This is a genomic window from Bradyrhizobium sp. MI1.10, assembly GCF_055811035.1.
Window position 1 is genome coordinate 1 of the sequence record NZ_JBVVPN010000032.1, and the last position, 17906, is coordinate 17906.

Annotated in this window: 19 protein-coding genes and 3 pseudogenes; 3 read left to right on the top strand and 19 right to left on the bottom strand. The window is 62.5% G+C overall.

Going from position 1 to position 17906, the window contains the following annotated elements:
* Nucleotides 1-149: pseudogene (locus AC0L3K_RS28230) on the bottom strand (IS3 family transposase); the annotation flags it as partial.
* Nucleotides 150-169: 20 nt separating this feature from the next.
* Between AC0L3K_RS28230 and AC0L3K_RS28235 the strand changes: the two are divergent.
* The 3 genes and pseudogenes from AC0L3K_RS28235 to AC0L3K_RS28245 all read left to right on the top strand — a co-directional run.
* A pseudogene (locus AC0L3K_RS28235) lies at nt 170-758 on the top strand (IS110 family RNA-guided transposase); the annotation flags it as partial.
* Between the two features lie 80 nt (nt 759-838).
* Complete coding sequence (locus AC0L3K_RS28240; protein ID WP_219684110.1) at nt 839-1021, top strand: hypothetical protein; 183 nt, start codon at nt 839-841, stop codon at nt 1019-1021.
* A gap of 168 nt (nt 1022-1189) precedes the next feature.
* Nucleotides 1190-1582: pseudogene (locus AC0L3K_RS28245) on the top strand (hypothetical protein); the annotation flags it as partial.
* Between the two features lie 42 nt (nt 1583-1624).
* Here the strand turns inward: AC0L3K_RS28245 and AC0L3K_RS28250 are convergent.
* The 18 genes from AC0L3K_RS28250 to AC0L3K_RS28335 form a co-directional block, all read right to left on the bottom strand.
* Nucleotides 1625-2077 (bottom strand): hypothetical protein, encoded by a 453-nt coding sequence (locus AC0L3K_RS28250; RefSeq protein WP_354129020.1) that lies wholly within the window; start codon nt 2075-2077, stop codon nt 1625-1627.
* A 40-nt stretch (nt 2078-2117) separates the two neighbouring features.
* Nucleotides 2118-3602, bottom strand: coding sequence for a phage terminase family protein (locus AC0L3K_RS28255; RefSeq protein ID WP_246649281.1), 1485 nt, complete (start codon nt 3600-3602; stop codon nt 2118-2120).
* The gene (locus tag AC0L3K_RS28260) at nt 3599-3778 is read right to left on the bottom strand and encodes a hypothetical protein (RefSeq protein ID WP_219684107.1); all 180 of its coding nucleotides are present in this window, start codon (nt 3776-3778) and stop codon (nt 3599-3601) included. The genes AC0L3K_RS28255 and AC0L3K_RS28260 overlap by 4 nt, the downstream gene beginning before the upstream one ends.
* A gap of 899 nt (nt 3779-4677) precedes the next feature.
* Nucleotides 4678-5346, bottom strand: coding sequence for a hypothetical protein (locus tag AC0L3K_RS28265; RefSeq protein WP_246649279.1), 669 nt, complete (start codon nt 5344-5346; stop codon nt 4678-4680).
* Nucleotides 5347-5357: 11 nt separating this feature from the next.
* Nucleotides 5358-5789, bottom strand: coding sequence for an acyltransferase family protein (locus AC0L3K_RS28270; protein WP_473367306.1), 432 nt, complete (start codon nt 5787-5789; stop codon nt 5358-5360).
* Nucleotides 5790-6308: 519 nt separating this feature from the next.
* The gene (locus tag AC0L3K_RS28275) at nt 6309-7343 is read right to left on the bottom strand and encodes a Gfo/Idh/MocA family protein (RefSeq protein ID WP_219684105.1); all 1035 of its coding nucleotides are present in this window, start codon (nt 7341-7343) and stop codon (nt 6309-6311) included.
* Nucleotides 7340-8551 (bottom strand): class I SAM-dependent methyltransferase, encoded by a 1212-nt coding sequence (locus AC0L3K_RS28280; protein WP_007602944.1) that lies wholly within the window; start codon nt 8549-8551, stop codon nt 7340-7342. The genes AC0L3K_RS28275 and AC0L3K_RS28280 overlap by 4 nt, the downstream gene beginning before the upstream one ends.
* Nucleotides 8544-9761: a class I SAM-dependent methyltransferase gene (locus AC0L3K_RS28285; RefSeq protein WP_219684103.1), complete on the bottom strand. Its 1218-nt coding sequence runs from the start codon at nt 9759-9761 to the stop codon at nt 8544-8546. Before AC0L3K_RS28285 ends, AC0L3K_RS28280 begins: the two co-directional genes overlap by 8 nt.
* Nucleotides 9754-10374, bottom strand: coding sequence for a WbuC family cupin fold metalloprotein (locus AC0L3K_RS28290; RefSeq protein WP_007602946.1), 621 nt, complete (start codon nt 10372-10374; stop codon nt 9754-9756). Before AC0L3K_RS28290 ends, AC0L3K_RS28285 begins: the two co-directional genes overlap by 8 nt.
* Entirely contained in the window at nt 10352-11017 is a 666-nt protein-coding gene (locus AC0L3K_RS28295; RefSeq protein ID WP_007602947.1) for a class I SAM-dependent methyltransferase, read from the bottom strand. The genes AC0L3K_RS28290 and AC0L3K_RS28295 overlap by 23 nt, the downstream gene beginning before the upstream one ends.
* A gap of 25 nt (nt 11018-11042) precedes the next feature.
* Nucleotides 11043-11435, bottom strand: a complete 393-nt coding sequence (locus AC0L3K_RS28300) for an LIC12192 family sporadic carbohydrate cluster protein (protein ID WP_007602948.1) — start codon at nt 11433-11435, stop codon at nt 11043-11045.
* Nucleotides 11428-12234, bottom strand: a complete 807-nt coding sequence (locus tag AC0L3K_RS28305) for a sporadic carbohydrate cluster 2OG-Fe(II) oxygenase (RefSeq protein WP_007602949.1) — start codon at nt 12232-12234, stop codon at nt 11428-11430. The genes AC0L3K_RS28300 and AC0L3K_RS28305 overlap by 8 nt, the downstream gene beginning before the upstream one ends.
* Nucleotides 12231-13349, bottom strand: coding sequence for a DegT/DnrJ/EryC1/StrS family aminotransferase (locus AC0L3K_RS28310; protein WP_219684102.1), 1119 nt, complete (start codon nt 13347-13349; stop codon nt 12231-12233). Before AC0L3K_RS28310 ends, AC0L3K_RS28305 begins: the two co-directional genes overlap by 4 nt.
* Nucleotides 13339-14445: a DegT/DnrJ/EryC1/StrS family aminotransferase gene (locus tag AC0L3K_RS28315; protein ID WP_007602951.1), complete on the bottom strand. Its 1107-nt coding sequence runs from the start codon at nt 14443-14445 to the stop codon at nt 13339-13341. Before AC0L3K_RS28315 ends, AC0L3K_RS28310 begins: the two co-directional genes overlap by 11 nt.
* Nucleotides 14446-14453: 8 nt before the next feature.
* Nucleotides 14454-15413, bottom strand: a complete 960-nt coding sequence (locus AC0L3K_RS28320) for a transketolase family protein (RefSeq protein WP_007602952.1) — start codon at nt 15411-15413, stop codon at nt 14454-14456.
* A gap of 10 nt (nt 15414-15423) precedes the next feature.
* Nucleotides 15424-16272, bottom strand: a complete 849-nt coding sequence (locus AC0L3K_RS28325) for a transketolase (RefSeq protein ID WP_007602953.1) — start codon at nt 16270-16272, stop codon at nt 15424-15426.
* Nucleotides 16269-17297 (bottom strand): aminoglycoside phosphotransferase family protein, encoded by a 1029-nt coding sequence (locus AC0L3K_RS28330; RefSeq protein ID WP_219684100.1) that lies wholly within the window; start codon nt 17295-17297, stop codon nt 16269-16271. The genes AC0L3K_RS28325 and AC0L3K_RS28330 overlap by 4 nt, the downstream gene beginning before the upstream one ends.
* Nucleotides 17294-17905, bottom strand: coding sequence for an HAD family hydrolase (locus AC0L3K_RS28335; protein WP_245286052.1), 612 nt, complete (start codon nt 17903-17905; stop codon nt 17294-17296). The genes AC0L3K_RS28330 and AC0L3K_RS28335 overlap by 4 nt, the downstream gene beginning before the upstream one ends.
* Nucleotide 17906 lies beyond the last annotated feature (1 nt).

Genomic DNA, 17906 nt, shown 5'->3' on the forward strand with positions numbered 1-17906 from the left:
CGCAGCCGGCCACGGAGAGTCGCGTCCGGAGGACGGCTGGAGCGATAGCGGATCATCTTCCGATCCGCTCCGACAATTGAACAGGCCCGCCGCTCCGACAGGCTCATGACGGCCTGCAGATGCGCGACCGCAGCGCGCTTGGCGGCGGGGCTTTTGAAAGGAGGAAGCAATGAGGACACGGAACAAGCCCAGGCCGGCAACGGTGTTTGGGATCGACATTGGCAAGAACCTTTTCCACGTCGTTGGGCTCGACGCCGCCGGAATGCCGATCCAGAAGGCGACCTTTCGGCGCGATACGCTCTTGCAGTTCTTCGAACGTGCAGGACCGGCTTTGGTGGGGATGGAGGCCTGCTCCGGCTCGCAATGGTTGGCCCGCAAGATCGCCGCCATGGGGCACACCGTTCGCATTATCCCAGCTCAATTCGTGAAGCCATATGTGAAGTCCAACAAAAATGACATCATCGATGCCGCGGCGATCCGAAGCCGTGACGAGACCAACGATGCGCTTCGTCGAGCTAAGGTCGCCTGAGCACATTGACCTGCAAGCGCTGCATCGTGTTCGCGATCGGATGATGTCGCAACGGACGTGCCTCATCAATCAGATGCGCGCTTTTTGCCTGGAATATGGGATCGCTATTCACCAGGGCGCCGGCAAGTTCAAGGCTGATCTGCCGAAGGTTTTGGCCGATCAGTCGAATGATCTAACCTCGACAATGCGTCGCATTCTTGCATCTACATTTGACGAGCTGCGGCAGCTGGGGGGGGTGAGCTGGCCTTTGTCGAGTCTACGGTAAGCGAAGAAGAGAGAGGGGGACCTAAACCCTCGGTGGAGCGGCCTATGGTGCTGTTTTGTCACCAGTACTTCACCCCGCAGCGCTGCGTGAAGGGAGGCTCAGCAGGACCGGAACCAAAATCAGGCGCCGTAAAGCTGATGGGTGCTCCCGGCGAGACAGAAGCAATTGATCTGGCGCGGCATGGTAGTAAAGAGATCCGCGACGAATGGGAAAAACTCAGCAAGTAAACGCTATCTTCTTCCGTCGATCTGCTGGCGGTGCCCGGCAGGGTCACGCATGCCAATGGCACCGCCGAACGCCGGGCTGCGGAGGTCATGCTGAAGGCGAGACCCAAAGCCCGCAGGTCGTCGCATCACGGCTGGTGAGGACAAGGCGTACGATACCACCGATCATGTCGCCAATCTTCGCGCCCTCGGCGTGACGCCTCATGTGACACAGAACCAGGCCATCAAGCGATCGACGAACGAACCACGCGGCATCCGGGATTCGGCATGTCGCAATCGCCCGGGGCGATGGTCGAGTGCATTTTCGGATGGGGCAAGCAGCATGGCACCATGCGCAAGAACAAACATTGGGGCATCGCTCGCGTCGCCGCCGACTTCCTGCTTAATCTGATCGCCTATAACCTGATCCGAATCCAAAACTGCTCGCCGCAGAGGCGCCCCATCAGCGCGGAATTTGCCTCGGGCAGTGCTTGTCCAGCCCTGGCTTTGCGCGAGGTTTTTTCTTTGGATCTGGCACAGGAGCGTTCGAAGGTCCCGCCGCGGAACGCGCAGGCACGACGCTGAGGCAATCAGCCAGCGGACAATATGCTTGGGTCACTGACCACTTCAATAGTGCAGGCAATAGGCAGACCTCTGCCGTATCTTACTCCTCTCCAGCAGAAGTCGCTCCATCGCGGCGAGTCCACCTCGTAGTTCGTCCAGCGCCTTGATCAACTTCTGCTTCGCCTCTGACTCTTGCGGCGTCAGCTCCTCGCGTCTGTGCAGCCGCTCGATTTCCCTGGTGGCTGCCACGCTGGCACTATCGAACGGCCTGAACACAGCCAGCTGCTTCATCGCCCGGTGGCCGACCTCGGCGCGGCGTCGCATGATCTCATCACGGGCGAGCTGTCTGCTTCCCTCGATCTCAGTACAGTCGCTATCAAAGGTTCGGGCGAAGTCGTGAAGCTGCTGTACGCACTCATGCAGCAGCCTCCAGACGACGCTCGTGGACGCTTCAGGCCAGCGCAGATGGGTCGGCACGATCCGTATGGCTATCTCGTTCTGGGTCAAGCGCCTCATTGCGGTCTCCTTCTCAATTTAGGACTTCGTAGTGTTGCGATTAGTTCACCTTCAGCCACCGAATTCGCTCTCGCTCAATCGGGCGCATAGTTTTAGGATCGATCTCGCAGCCGGGCCTGCTACCCACTACTGGATAGGTGAACATGCGAAGCCCCGAGCGGACGGCGAGGTTGGAGGCGAGAACGCCGGCGACAGCGTTCGCGAGGTCGTCGTGAGCCCCCGGGGGATGGTCGATTGATTCCCGACCGCTCCTGGCAGTGCGGCGCTCCAGGGCGATGAGCTGGGCGGCGAGTCGCGGGTTGTCGAGTAACTCAGCCCGGCGGCTATTCAGGAGCGGCAGCAAGTCGAGATACAGGTCGCTCTTCGACTTGTTTGAGACGTCATAACTGATGCCGTGCTTGCGAAATTGCTCTCTGGGAAACTCGCCCGCGTACCTGTCGCCCACGATCCCTGAGATTCGGTAGGACCTGCAGGTAGAGGCGAACTCCGCAATCGCGGCTTCGGGTGAGAACGGCGGCTTGATCTCGCGAATACAGTCCAGAATCAGGCTGTCGTTCTCTCGATGAGCGATGGCAAGCGTAAAGCTGTCGGACGACCCGCCACTCGGGTCAGTGAAGGCGAGGTAGCGCAAGCCTGTTCTCGGCTGGCGCTCGAACGTGCCTCTGCTGATGCACGCCTGCACGGCTTCGAGGTTGATGAAGGACTCGACGTCGGACCTGAACTCCGCACCGAACTCGGCGCTCGCGGAGGCGGGATCGCGTTCGTAAGCCTGGTCAATCAATGCCTGCGGGATCGTCGGGTTCATTACCCTCGTCGGTGCCTGCCAGACCAGGACCGGATCGGCATCGCGGCCGAAGTGCCTGCGGTGAGCGTCCCACAGCGCGCCACGCCGCGCGTAGGGGCTGGAGGCGCAGAGCAGCAGCGAATTCGGGAACTGCGCCATGCCGGGCCGCAGAGCATTGATGATCTCGAAGTCGGGCTCCGCCGCGTCGTCGGTCGGCCAGAAGGCAATCTCGTCGCAGAGTGCGGCAACGATGCTATAGCCGCGGGTACTCCGGAATGAGGCGACGTGAACCTCGATGGTGATCTGGTTGTCGAGGTCGAATGCCTCGGCCGTCTCGCGCTCGATCATTTGGGCAAGGAGCGGAACGCGCAGCAGTGCCCGGATGTATCTGAGAATGATACGGGCCTGCTGCCGGTCGCGGGCGATCACCATAATCGTGCCGCGCTCGCCGGGCGCCAGGAATTGTCGGCAGTCGCGGAAGCAGGCGATGAATACCGCCAGCATTGCCAAGACGAACGACTTACCGCCCCTTCTTCCGACGGCCAGCCAAGCCTCGGTCGCGGCTGTAGTAGGCAGCGCCTCGCGGCCCGTGCAGGCTCGATACACCGAAGCTTGCTCCTCCGTCATTTCGATTGCGAACAGGGCAGCAAGAAAGGCGAACCACGCGGCCCAGTGTTCGCGGTTCTTGAACCAAGGGGCGAAGAGGTGCCTGTCACAGGCCGCGTCGAGGATCGAGATCATGTCTCGTCCTCCTCGTCCTCATCCAACTTGCCTTTGAGATAGCTCTCCAGCGAAGGCAGGACCTCCCGCGCCCTGCGGTTGATGCCGATCCGCTGGGCGACCCGGACCATCGTCGACGTGAGCGTCGAGTGGGTGGCCACGTCGATGGGGTGGCCCAGCGCGAGTTGCGCCTCCATCTGCTCGGCGACAACAGCGCTGGCCGCGAAGCGGCGGATCAGCTGAAGCCGAGTCTCGCTAACCTGACGTCAATGGGTACCGCTTTACGATGTACCATCGCGGATTGGTGACGAGTACCGCGGTACGCATGGGCATTGAGAACCCGTCGGCTACCGGAGCCGGCGGGTTTTTCTGTTCGGAATGAGTTAGCGCCGCACTCACTTGCTACCTGTGCCGGGGCAACGCCCTTGTCTCTCGTTGGAGGCGGCCGGTTCGTTCGGATGCCTACAGGAAAGACTCGCCGATCCATTTGCTCTGGAATACGTTGCTCGAGCTACGCGCATTTCGCGTGGCGAATTTTGAACAACGTATATTGGGAGCAGCAAATGTCGATTATGAGAGCTTTTGCCCTGTTCGTAATTCTTGCATTCGGAGGCGCCGTGATCGCCGCCGGGTTCATGACATCGCCGGCATCGGCTAACAAAATGGATGGTAAGCCTGGGGGCTATGGCTCTCGTACCACAGCGAATTATGGTACCCCGAAGAGCGGCACAGCGAAACCGCCAACCGCGACGAAGAAGCCTCCGCAGTAAGCCGTACGGCCCGCCGGTTCGCTGGCGGGCCTCTCTCCCAGGGCGAACTAGTGCTATAATGTGAGGATCGATTCTTCGGCAATCGGTTGGATGAGTCAATGCGCATCCATGTCCTTATGTGGGCAGGTTCGTTGACCCTCTGCGGTCTCCTCATCTCAGCTTGCGCGCATTCAACTGATTCCAACTCGCCGTCAGCTATTCGCGCTGGGGCACCATGGGCGCGAGACCTCAACGAGCCGCCGCCAAGTAGAGAACCCGCTGGTGCGGCAATGCCGCAGATAAAGGCCGATCTAGATGCTGCGCGTGTGAAAGCTTCCACGATTAAATCAAGAAGAAGGAAAGATGCGTCGCGCTAATCTTTGACGTGTTTTAGATCGGGCACCATGCTCGGCGATGCGGGCCATAAACTGCCTTGCCAAGACAATGGACGGATCCGCTTTCGCACTCGAAGCATAGGCTGCTCGATCAATAGCGCCGAAAGTGTACCCATCAGGAGCGTGACCATGAAAGCGAAAAGGGCCCTTGCTCCAGAAGCTTAAAGGCAGGTCTGACGTTAGGTGTTGTATTGGAAGAGCATAGAGATAGACGCCATACGAGATATCGAGCTTGGGCGCAGTCCACCGGGGCAGCGGGATAGTGTTTAGTACGACACAGACCGGTGCGATCGCCACGAGTGCAAGGGTTTCTTTATGGCCACACCACAGGAGCAACACCGCGATCGACGTAAAGCAGGCAACTGCAATCGTCTTCGTTAGGCAACGTTCTAACAGAGCAACGCCGACCCCACCGGCGAAAAGAATTGCGCATGTCAGGCCCCGCTCGCCGAGCCAGATCGGCAATAGCTCGCTCCAAATGCCGGAGATTGCAAAGCCGCCAAGGACAACAAAAACGGCGCCTCCAATGGCGCGGGCATCGAACCGGCAAACTAATGCAACGATGGCCAAACAGACATAGAGCTTTGCCTCCTGGGGAAGCGTCCAGAGCGGTGTTAGCACCTCAGTTGTGCCTAGGCTCGACTCGAAAACTCCCGGAAGCTTGTAATCCAACCCGAAGAAGAGAATCGAGTCCCGCCATAAGAACAAAATGGCGTGTTTCGACCATTGAATCCCAAACCTGGCGGAGCAAAGTAATCGCTTAACGGGAGGGTTGTGACGACAGCACCCATCAGGACGCACAAAGAGACGCAAACGATCAGAGCAGGAAAAATTCGAAACGCGCGACTGACGAGGAATTGCGCCGACGAACGCGATCGGACCATGCTTAGAGAATTCAAATAACCGCTAATCGCAAAGAAGGCGAAGACTGCAAATCCACCCAGCGAGCCAACCCACGGCACGGCGGGCTCAGGGAACCCTGTAATTTGATACTGGTGCGACCAAAACACAAGGGAAGCGGCGACGAGCCGCATCAGATCGAAATTCCCGGCCCGCGGATTCATTGCCGCAACTTATTCGAACGAAAAAAGCAGCGCAATGTACTGCATTGGCCGACACTGTCTGTGTGGCCCGGGCCATGGGCGGACTCCTAGACTTGACGGCGACCACCCGTGGGATCCTGAGCCGCCGCATGGGGCGAGATCAGCGCATCATCGACAAGCTACGGGCATTCGAGCGGCTTTGCATTGAGCTGGCGGCCGACGCGACCATGCCGGAGGAGCCGGCAGGCTCGAGATGGCAGCGAACTATCGCGCCGAGGCTGGCCGCTGCTGGACCCAATCCCGGACCCAAAGGCGAAAGTACAGGACAGAACTGAACGGATAGGGTGGATCAGGGGGCGAGGAGAGCCGCTTGATTTCATTACGCAAACGAATTTGGCGGCACCGGATGATACGATGCCGCCCGTACTCCAAAACCGGGGGTCGCAGGTTCGAGCCCTGCCACTCCTGCCAGCGAAATCAAACGCTTAGCTAGGATGTGGCGATCAGCGATCGGCTGGATATTGCTAGATGGCGTGAGCCCTAGGCGATGACCTGCCGTTTCCAGATCGCCTCCGCAAGGGCGATATCGGCCACAGACTCTGCGCCGGAAGCCAGCGGCGTCCTCCGTTCCACGATATCGGCGACGAATGCATCGGCTTGACGCCGAAACGCCCAGCTCGTGTCGCGCCGCAATTGCGTGCGTTGTCCTTGCTGATCGAGGATGACCTCCGCCTCCTGCTCGGCAAAAGGCGGGGGCAATTCGATGGTCAGCGCGCCCCGCTCGAACGCGATGCTCAGCCCCTCGCGCCAGACGCCTTCGGATCCGTTCGCGAGTTGCAGCGCGCAGGCGACGCCGTCGAAGTCGAGCGTCACGGTCGCCGCGCCCGAGCTCTCGATGGTGCTTTCCGCGACTGTCGGTGACGATCCGAGCATGTAACGCGCGAGGTTGATGATATGGCTGAACACATTCAAAAAATTGTCGTAGCCGGGTAGCATCACGCCCGGCATCCAGTCTGGGCCGTCCTGCCAGAGCTCGAGCCCGTCCGGCCGCACTTCGCCGGTCATGACGAAATTGTCCTGCGACCGGCCAGTGCTGCCGCCGAAGCACCAGCCTCGCGCGCCGACAATGCGTCCAAGCGACTGATCCGTTCGCAGGCGCGCCAACTCGGCCAGCGCGCGCGCCACGCCGGCGTCGTGACGCTTCATGTAGCCGATGCTGTAGACGAGGTTGTGCCGCCGCGCCGCCTCGGCCAGCGCAACGGCCTGAGCCGCGGTGTAGGCCATCGGCTTTTCCGACAGCACATGGCGGCCGCTGTTCAACGCATCCAGCACGATCGGGCCGGTGGCGCGACGCTTCGTAACGACGACGACGGCCGACACCTCGCTATCCGCCAGCAATTCCCGGTGCGTGCCGTAGACCCGCGCGATGTCGAATTTCTGCGCCGCTGCGGCGGCGAGATCAGGCCGGAGATCCGCGATCGCGACAACGCGGCAGGCGGGGTTCGCGGCGAAATTGGCGAGGTGGCACATCTGGCCGACCATGCCCGTTCCGATGATGCCAATGCCCGGCCTCACTTGCTAGGACCCTCGAAGCGTTTCCGGAGAACGAGGAAATGCGCCGGCTGTCCCCAGGTGTTGATGAACGCCCGGTCTGACTGGGTGAGGGCGGTGACTGTGGACGCATCCCGTCGCCCGATCGCGTCAAAGATGCGATGGAAGCTGTCGAGGGTCGCGATGATGGCGTCGATGTCGGACGCATCGTCGGCAAGAATGTCCGTCGCCGGTATCGTCTCGCGCAGTGACGCGAGGTTCGCGATCACACGGGGCAGGCTGGCGCCGAAGGGATCGTCGATCATCGCATCGACATCGAGAACCAGTGTCTCGATCGAAGCCGAGATCGCCTCGACCGCTTCGGTCTTGCCGGCCAGATAGAGCTTCCGTCCGCCGAGAAAGCTCAGACGGCTGCGACCGAGGTGGCGCGTCGCGCGGCGCAGCTTCTCGTCGTCGGAGAGGACCTTCTTGTGCCAGTAGACGTCCAGGCTGTCGCGATAGACGGGCCACCCCGAACAGATATCGAACCCCTGCTCGTGCGCCGCCGTGCACAAGGCCCCCGCGTCGAGGAAGTAGCGGTGCCGGACGAAAGGGTTCTCGAGCACGTCCATCAGCCAGGATTCGAAGCTGCGCGTGTGCGGAATGCTGTTCCATTTCGCGTCGAACAGCAGCTTCGCCGTCTCGAGCCCGGGACGGCCCGTCAGTGCCTTGCCGGCCGCATGAATCGCCTTGAGCGCGAGCTCGAAGAAGCCGCCGTAGCGCTCGTAGTAGGAAACGACGGCGTAACCGTCCGGATTGAGCAGCCGGTGAAAGATGCCGAGCCAATTTTCAGTCGGCTGCACCGTGTAGATGAATCCTTCGGCATCGATAATGTCGAAACGACGATCGCTACGAAATCCTTCGACGTCGAACGACACGAGTTCGCGGAGACGTTGGGCTTGGCTGAAATGCGCGAAGTAAGCCTGGATTTTTGCGTGCGCATGCCGGTTCGGCTCGGCGAGCGTCATGTTCGCGCCCCAGCTCGCAAACACGAGCGCGTTCTCGCCGGAATCAGGGCCGAATTCGAGCATGTCGGCGTCGCGGAACAACCGCGGCGGCAGCACCAGCTTGTCCGAAAACAACTCGCGCCGCAGGCCGGCATAGGCTTCGAGTTCGGCGGCGGATTTGAAATTCCCGAACGTCGGTAGGACGTCCTGACGTTCGTAATAGTTGAAGAGCTTGTCCTCAGCCATGCCGCGACCCTGCGGCCGCCTCGAGACGATCGAGCTCGCTCCAGATGTCGGAGGGCGCGAAGATCGAAACGATGTGGAGCGGACGCTTCACGTTTTCACGCAGCCGGCTGCCGACCTTGTCTTCGTTCTCCTGGTTCACGGCCAGAAGACAGACGAGCGGCTCCGACTTGCCGGCGAGGTCCTCCGGCGGGCGGATCGGAATGCCGGTGCCGGGCAGGAACAAGCCCTGGCGCTCCTTCTGGTCGTCGACCGAGAGGTCGACAAGATCCGCAAATTCATGGGCATTGGTGAAGGTGCAGGCGCGGCAGCCGGCGCCGTAGATGGCAATCTCGGCGCCGTCGGCGCGGGCCTTGGCGAGGATCGGGCGAAGACGCGCGCCGTACTCCCTGGCGCGCCGACCGAATTTCTCGCCGACGCCGGACGGCGCGGCCGGCGTCGTCACGTCGCGCGTCGCGCGTCGCGCTGCAATCGCGAGGCTGCCGCCGCTGAAATTGTACTTCTTCACCGACACCGCCTCGAAGCCGTGGCGCGCCAGCAGCGACAGCAGCGTCGGCTCGGTGAAATAGCTGACGTGCTCCTCCCACAGGACGGAGAGGTCGCCCGCCGTCGAGCCGGGCGCGAAATCAGGCACATCGATGAACAGCAGCCCGTCGTCGCGTAGCGCGATTTTCACGCAGTCGAAAAAGTTCTCGAAATCGACGATGTGCTCCAGCACCTGGCGCGACACGACGAGGTCGAACTTGCCGGCCTCGGCAACCGCGTCGTGAGACAGCGCCGGGCTGATCATGTCGGCATAGACCTTGACGCCACGCTCGCGGGCGATCTTGCCGGACACCGGGTTGGGCTCGACGCCCACCAAAACCTTCGCGCCGCGTTCGCGAAGCCTGTCCATGAACAGGCCGTCGTTGCATCCGATCTCGAACACGGATTGGTGGCTCGAGAATTTGGCGATGGTGTCGAGTTCGTCGACCTGGTGCGGCTCCGGCTTCCAGCTGCTGAAATTGTAGTTGAACTGCCGATACAGAATGTCGGGATCGATCGGCTTCACGATCTGGGGCAGGCCGCACTCGCCGCAGGCGAACACCTCGAACGGATACCGTTCGTCCTGTTCGTCGCGGCTGTGCCGAAGCCGATGCGCAATCGGCATCTGTCCGAGGTCGATGACCGGGCGCAAATTGGTCGAATGGCAGAGGCGGCAATGATTAGTCATCGGTAGCAACCTCTGCTGGAATGGCTCGTGAAGTATGGCGATGGGCCAGATGCTTCGCGGCGAGCGCACCGGTCCTAGTGACATAGTCCTGCACTTCCGCGGCATCGCCGCCATCCGGAGCCCAGTCGGGAAACGCCGTGCGGGAGGGATCGAACGGACCGGCGGTGGTTTCGTGAAACACCAGCCACTCCGAGGTGATCAGGATCGAGTGAAGCACCTGCTCGGGCATCCGGTAGTAGCAGAGCGCGCCCCGACCGTACGGCGCCATCTCTAGCACGTCGCGAATGTGGCCGTCGTCCTCGAAGATCACGACCTGCGCGGTACCCTCGATCAAATGAAACGACTCAGGTTTGCCAAAATGCTTGTGAGGCCGCACATAGGCCTCGCGATGATGCACGATCAGCATCTCGTGCAGGCCGGACGAGGGATCGGGATGCATGCACAGCCGGCTGCGCAGACGCGGATTGCCTGCGGCGATGCGCTTCAGTTCCGCGATCGTGGCGTCGTCCGCCGTGACGATGGCGTCGTCCGAATAATACACTTCAAGATTTTGCGCTCGCAGCGAGGCCGGCCGGCGCAGGCCCGTTGCTTCATTCGAAGAAGATGAACCCATGGTCGCCCCGGTAGCCGCATTTGTCGTAGATCCAGGCCCAGGTTTTCGGACCATGGAAACTCAGGCAGGTGAGCTGCCAGTAGAGCAGGTTCGCCTTCTCGCGCTCGTCGCGGAACGATTCCACCATCAGATATTTCGAGGTGCCGCGTCCAACGCGCTCGATCTCCGACACGGCGCGGAAGACGTCCTCGAGCGGAAGATTGTGGAGCACGCCGAGCGACACCACGAGATCGAAGCTGTGGTCGGGGTAGGGGAGCTCGACGGCGCTGCCGACCTTCAATTGCGGTCGCACCTCTTCCTTGGCATTGGCGATGCCATAGTCGGAGATGTCGATGCCGGCGATGGTGAGGCCAGGGACGAGTTGGGTGAATTCGTAGAGCAAATAGCCCTTGCCGCAGCCGACATCGAGCACGCTCATCCCGGGCTTGATGCCGTAGCGGTCGATCAGGGTCTGGGCGAGCGGCCGCCACCGTCCGTCGTAGCTATAACCGCCATAGCCATAGCGGCGGTCGCCGTCCCAGTAGTCGCGTCCCCATTGCCGCGCGACAGTGGCAGATTCCGCCTTGTCGTGCTCGACGACCCGCTGAACGTAGTGCCGCTTGGTCGATGCGTGCATTGGCTGGAGCAGGTTGATCTCGGTCATTGTTTTCAACCGGTCCGCGGCATCGTCACAGGATGGTCGCGAATTTGTTGACGAGCAGGATGTCCTCGACGGCCTGAATGTTGTCGCGCGAGGACAGCGTGATCTCCTCGACGGCCGCGTGCAGGTCGCAGCCCTCGCTCAGCACGCGGTCATAGATCTTCCGCCGCCTTGCCTCGTCGGGCGGCAGCATGAAGATGCTGTAGAGAATCAAGCCGCGCAATCGAGGCAACTCGTCCAGGATGTCCTCGAGCACCATGTAGCTGCCGGGCATAGTGTGCTCGGCGGCGCTGAGCAGATAATGCAGGTTCTTCCGCCGCGCGTAGTCGCGGATCACGATGTTCTGGACGTGCTGCGGGGTGCGGCTGCCGTTCAGCGGCCGGGCGCCGATATAGCCGCGATGGCCGGCTCGCTCAGCCATGGAAGCCTCCCGGGAGCTTGTATTGCATGCCGACGCGGGTCGCCGGACGTAGCAGGATCGGTTCGAAGAATTCGCCGAATCGCTTGTCCGCATAGGGCGACATGATGCTCTTGAAGCGGCAGTTCATGCTCCAACGCGAGCCGGCTTCCTCGTTGACGCGATTGCCGTGCATCAGGGTCTGGTTGAACAGCATCACGTGACCGTAGGGAATCTCGATGAAGGTCGCGTGCGGCTTGATGGTCTGGTAGAGTTCCTCGGCGCTGCGCAGGCTGGCCATCCGGTCCTGCATGTCGCCGTTCAGGGATGGCGGCAGCAGATACATCGATTTGGTGCGGTGGACGTCGACCAGCGGTACCCACACCACGACCTCGAACGGCGAGTCGCCCGACCAGACGTCGGAATGGGTGGCGAGGAGCGACGAATCGTCTCCGGGCAGCTGGATGCTGAGATTGACGCGGCGCTGCATGCAGAGTTCGTTGCCGACGATGGTCTCGATCGTCGAGCGCGCCAGACGGAAATAGGTCGGCCGGAACCAGGGTTCTGCATTGAGGCCGTTGAAGACGTGCAGCCGCAGGCCGTTGAGATCATCGACGCTCACCCGCGTGTGGATGGTGTCGAGCATCGCGTAGGGGTCGTTGCCGTGTGGCAGCTTCAAAAAGTCCGCCGCGAGCTCGGCGGCGCGCCGCTGGATCCGGTCGAGCCCGGCGCGATCGTCGGCCGGCGTGGTGACGAAGCCGTCATCGATGAAACGTTGCGCCAATGCCTGCTCATCGGCCTCGAGGAAAGCCGTGTCCGTCATGCAAAGTACTCCCGGGCGGTCGCGCAAATATAGCTGATGTCCGAGGTCGAGAGGAACTGGTTGATGGGGAGCGTGAGGATCTGATCTGCCTGCCGCTCGGTCGCCGGGAACGCGCCGCGACCGTGGCCAAGATGCGCAGCCGCCTCCTGGAGGTGGATCGGTACCGGATAGTGGATCGCGGTCTCGATACCTTTGTCGGCAAGATATTTTTGGAAGCTATCGCGACGGTCCGTCTGCACGACGAAGGTGTGGAAGGTGTTGAACTCGATGTTGCGACAAAGCGGGATGAACAGGGGAAGGCCGGCGAGCTCGGCGCGGTATTGCGCGGCGTTGCGGCGCCGGCGTTCGATGACAGAGGGCAGGTGACGCAAGCGAATCCGGAGCACCTCGGCCTGGACCGTGTCGAGGCGTGACACGATGCCCCATTCCTGGACGTCACTGCGATTGATCAGGCCATGATTGCGCAGGCGGCGAATTCTCGCGGCAAGCTCGGCGTCGGCGGTGACGACGAAGCCGGCGTCGCCCGCGGCATTGAGGTTCTTCAGCGGGTGGGCGGAGAAGCAGCCGAACGTTCCGATGGTCCCGCTCATCCGCCCGTCATAGGTCGAGCCGACGGCCTGCGCGCTGTCCTCGATCACGGCGAGAGCGTGCTTGGCCGCGATCGCCATCAGCGGGTTCATGTCCGCCATGCGTCCGGTCAGGTGCACCGGCATGATCGCTTTGGTGCGCGAGGTGACGGCGGCCTCAACTGCGGCGGGATCGATATTCTGGTCCGGCAGCACGTCCGCAAACACGGGCTTGGCGCCGACGGCAATGATGGCCGCGGTCGATGCCACGAACGAATTGGGTGGGGTAATCACCTCGTCCCCGGGACCAATGTTGAGCGCCCTCAAGGACAGGATCAGCGCATCGGTGCCGGAATTCAGCGTCACCACATGCGGCGAGCCGATATAAGTGGTGAGCTCCTCTTCGAACTTGGCAATGGCCGCGCCGCCGATGAAATCGCCGCGCCGGAATACGCCCTCGACCGCCTGCATGATCTCAACGCGCTCTTCCTCGAATTGGGCGGGAAGATTGACGTAACCGATGCGCCGGCGGCCGGTGTCAGCGTCCATGGCAGAACGCCCGAACGATCTCGATGACGCGGTCCTGCTGCGCCCGTGTCAGATGCTGGTCGACGGGGAAGCTGATGACTTCCCGGGCATGGCGGTCGGAGACCGGGAAGGTGCCTGGCGCGTAGCCGAGGTGTTTGAGGCCTTCCTGCTGATACAGCGGGATGGGATAGTGGATCTTCGCTTCGATGCCGTTGTCCAGGCAGTGTTTGTAGAGCTCGTCGCGGCGCTCGGCGAACACCATGTAGAGATGGTAGACGTGCTTCACGTTAGGCCGGCGCGGCGGAATGCGCAGGCCGGGCAGGCACGCGAGGCCTGCATCGTAATAGGCCGCGTTCTCGATTCGACGGCGCGTGATCTCGCTGGTCTGGCCGATCAGCCAGTTGCCGACGACCGCCTGGAGGGAATCGAGCCGCGAATTGCAGCCGAGAATCGCGATTTCGTCGCGATTCTTCATGCCGTGGTTGCGGATCAGGCGAAGCCGCTCGTTCATCCCGTCGTCGTTGGTGACGACGACGCCGGCATCGCCCCAGACGTTGAGGTTCTTCAGCGGATGCAGGGAGAAGCCGGCCGCGATACCGTGGGTGCCGGACCGCTTTCCCGCGAATTCCGACAGGATGCCCTGGCAGGAATCCTCGACCACGGGGATGTTGTGACGCTGGGCGATCGCCATCAGCCTGCCCATGTCGGTGACCTCGCCGGTCAATTGAACCGGCATGATCGCCTTGGTTTTCTCCGTGATCGCGGCTTCGACGTAGTCGACGTTCATGCAGAAGGAGTCGTCGCAGTCGACCAGCACCGGGGTCGCGCCGGTCTCGGCGATGGCGCCGACGGTGGCGATGAAGGTGTTGGCGGCCGTGATGACCTCGTCCCCATGGCCGATGCCGAGCGCCTTGAGCGGCAGCTTGAGCGCATCGGTGCCCGATCCGACGCCGATGGCGTGACGCACGCCGATCAGTTCGGCAAAGCGCCGTTCGAATTCCGCGACCGGCTTGCCCAGAGTGAAGTCACCCGTCGCCACCAGTCGGCCGATCTCGGCCAGGATCGGTGCTGGGTCGGAGAATTGCTCGAGCAGATAGGAATATCGAACGTCGTGCATGGGACCCGTCAGGTGGAATGAAGTTGCGGAGAGGAGGTGTATGAGGCGGGAAGCGCGCGCGCGATCGAGGTCGCAATGGCGTCGGCGGAAAGTCCGTGCTTCTTCAGCAGCGAGTCCTGCGATCCGTAATTGTGCATGAACCGGTCCGGCAACGACAACCGCAGCATCGCGGGCAGGCCAGAGCCGAGCTTGTCGATCAGCGTCTCCGCGACCGCGCTGCCCAGGCCGCCCGAGGGCACGTGCTCCTCCAGCGTCGCCACTAGCCTGATACCCCGGATCGCTTGCAGCAGCGCCTTGGTGTCGAGCGGCTTGACCGTGTGCATGTGCAGGATGCCGGCGCGAATGCCTTGCGCGGCCAGCAGGTCGGCCGCAGCGAGTGCCCGCTGGAGCATGATGCCTGTCGTGATCATGACGACGTCGCCTGGCGGCCGCATCAGGATGGCCTTGCCGATCTCGAAGCCGTGCTCGGCCTTTGAGACTACGGCGTCGCCACCTTTGCCGAGCCGGATGTAGATCGGCCCGGTCCAGTCGAGCGTTTGCCCCATCAGCCGCGCCGCTTCGTCGGCGTCGCACGGGCAGACCACCGTCATGTTCGGCAGCGCCCGCATGATGGCGATATCCTCGATCGCCTGGTGGGTGGGGCCGAGCGGGGCGTAGACGAGCCCGCCGCCATTGGCGATCAACCGCACCGGCAGATTGTGCAGGCACAGATCGACCGCGACCTGCTCGTAGCAGCGGCGGGTCAGAAACGTGGCGATGGTGTTGACGTAGGGCACGAAGCCTTCCATCGCGAGACCTGCCGACATGCCGATGATGTGCGCTTCCGAAATGCCTTCGATCAGGTGGCGCTTGGGAAACTCCTTGCTCATCGCGCGCAAGGTACCTGCGCCGGGATCGGAGCCGATGTAGAGCACACGCTCGTCGCGCGCGGCGAGCTTGTGGACCATGTTCATCGCGGTGTTGCGCATGAGAAGCCGATCAAAAATCCCCGACGGCGACGCGGATGGCGTCGAGCTCGCTGTCGGTGAGCTTGTTCTTGTGATGCCAATCCGCGTTGGATTCCGCGGCCGGCAGACCCTTGCCCTTGACGGTATGGCAGATGATCGCTGTGGGTTTTCCCGGAACGGCCGGGACCTGCTTCAGGACAGTGCGCAGGGCGCCGACGTCGTGGCCGTTGAGCTCCTGCACGGCAAAGCCGAAGCTGCGCCATTTGTCCGCGAGCGGCTCCAGCGGCAGGACGTAATCGGTGGGCCCGTAGCTCTGCAGCTTGTTGTAGTCGATCAGCGCGACAAGATTGTCGAGCCCGTGCTTGGCCGCGCCCATGGCAGCTTCCCACACCGATCCCTCGTTGATCTCGCCGTCGCCGAGAAGGACGAAGGTACGGTAGGTCCGCTCGCGCATGCGCGCGGCGAGCGCCAGGCCGACACCGATCGACAGTCCGTGTCCGAGCGCGCCGGTCGAGGCCTCGACCCCCGGCACCATTCCGTATTCGGGATGTCCGCCCAAAATGCTGTCGGGGCCGCAGAAACCGTCCAGCTCCGACAGCGGAAAGAATCCGCGATCGGCCAAGAGCGCATAGAGTGCCAGACACCCGTGTCCCTTGCTGAGGATCGCGCGGTCGCGGGTCGGATCGCGCGGATTGCTCGGATCGATCCGCAGCACGTCGTCGTAGAGCACGCGGACCATCTCGATCAGCGACAATGCCGGACCGACATGTCCGCGTCCCGCAGAGCGGACAGAACCGAGCACCAGGCGGCGCAGATAGAGGCTGCGCTCATCCAGCGTGCAGGCGAGGGCGGTTTCAGCGTGGGGTGAGATCCGGGTCACTTCGGTAAATCGGTTGGGCGAATCGTCTGGTGAAGTCGGCGGGCTTTGTCGAGCTGACCGGCGAGGCGGATCCTAACATCGCCACCTTGCGCAGGCATTGCGCGCCGGGAGCGGCTGTCCGGCAAATACGCGTTCAGGACAATCAGGCACCAGATTCCCTTGAACACAGGATACAGTACGTCAAGGCGGATCGCAAACGCGTCATCGCTCGCCTCGAAGGCGCGCGACAGCCGTTCGATCAAGCGATTCGCGCTCGCTTCCGGCAGGTCGCTGCCGGGGTGAATGGCGGTGTCGGACACGAGCTTGACCGGATCGTCCCAGCCAAAATATTCGAGGTCGATGAATCGCAAGCGCCCGTCTTCGGCGCGCAGCGCGTTGTGCAGTCCGAAGTCGGACGGACTCAGCGCGCGATGGGTGGGCGCAAGGTCCACCGAGGGACCCCGGCCCAGTTCCGCGTAGCGCCGGCGGAGCTGCCGAATCGCGACGGCAGTGCTGGGAACGAGGCTGCCTTCGATAAACGTGCGCAGGTCCGGATGATCATCCAATGCCCGCCTCAATGCGTCCAGGCGCTGCTCGTACTGGGCGATGGCCGCTTCTGGCGAAAAGATGCTGGCTGAGGCGTTGCGCAAATGCTGCGCGCCTTCGGCGTCGCGCAGCTTCTGCAGCCCGATGAGGAAATCGGCGAGTTGATCGGCATCGTCGCCCTGGGGGCGCAGCACCGCAGGTTCGCCGTCGAACCATTGGTACAGCGCGCAGAACGCATCCGCGTCCTTCGCGACCGGCCGTGGTGTCGACGTGATGCCGTGGCGCGCCAGGAACGAGAGTGCATCATACTCCTGTCCCAGGCGATCGCGTCCGTCGGACCGATAATGCTTGAGGGCGAGGGGCGGTCCCTCCGCCATCTCCAGCCGAAAAACCCTGTTGTTGCCGCCGGACCGTGCCGGCTGGGCGTCTGCGACACGCGCACCGGCCAGGCGGCTGCCGATTGCCATCGCATCCGGCGCGGTGATGTCGCTCTCGCTCATGCTGCAAACACCTCGCGGCGGATATCGGCCCATGTCGCGATCGGCTTGCAGTGTTCGGGGTGAGGAGGCTCCGACCGCGTGAACAGGATCGATCGCGTGGTTTTCGGAAAATGCGGTTGCTCGAAGACGTCGACCAGATCGTCGATGAAGACGTCCAGCTTCAGGCTCGCGAGCCTCTCGACCTTGGCGGCCAGTGTGTGCTCGAAATAGACGTCGTCGACGGCCAGCGCCGCATCCGCAGCGTCGATCAGGCCGGCTCCCCGCAGCCAGCCGCGCGCCGCGTCGCGCAGGTCGGTGCGGTCGGGGTCCTGATGACCGAATCGGGTCTTGTGGCTGACGATGCAGACCTTCGAGCCGGCCCGCTTGCACGCCACCAGGAATTCCCGCACGCCCGGATAGATTTCGGCGCCGCCAATTCCCTTGCCGTAGACGAAGCCTTGCAGTCCTTGCCAGGCGAGCTCGCCGCCCGCGCTGGACCGGAGATGATCCCGTAGGTCGGTCTTCAGCCCCTCCCACCCTTCCGGCACCAGCCCACGCTGAAGTGCGACGGCGGCAAAGACCTTGTCGTAGCAGATGATCGTGTTGTCGAAATCGATGCCGATCCGCACG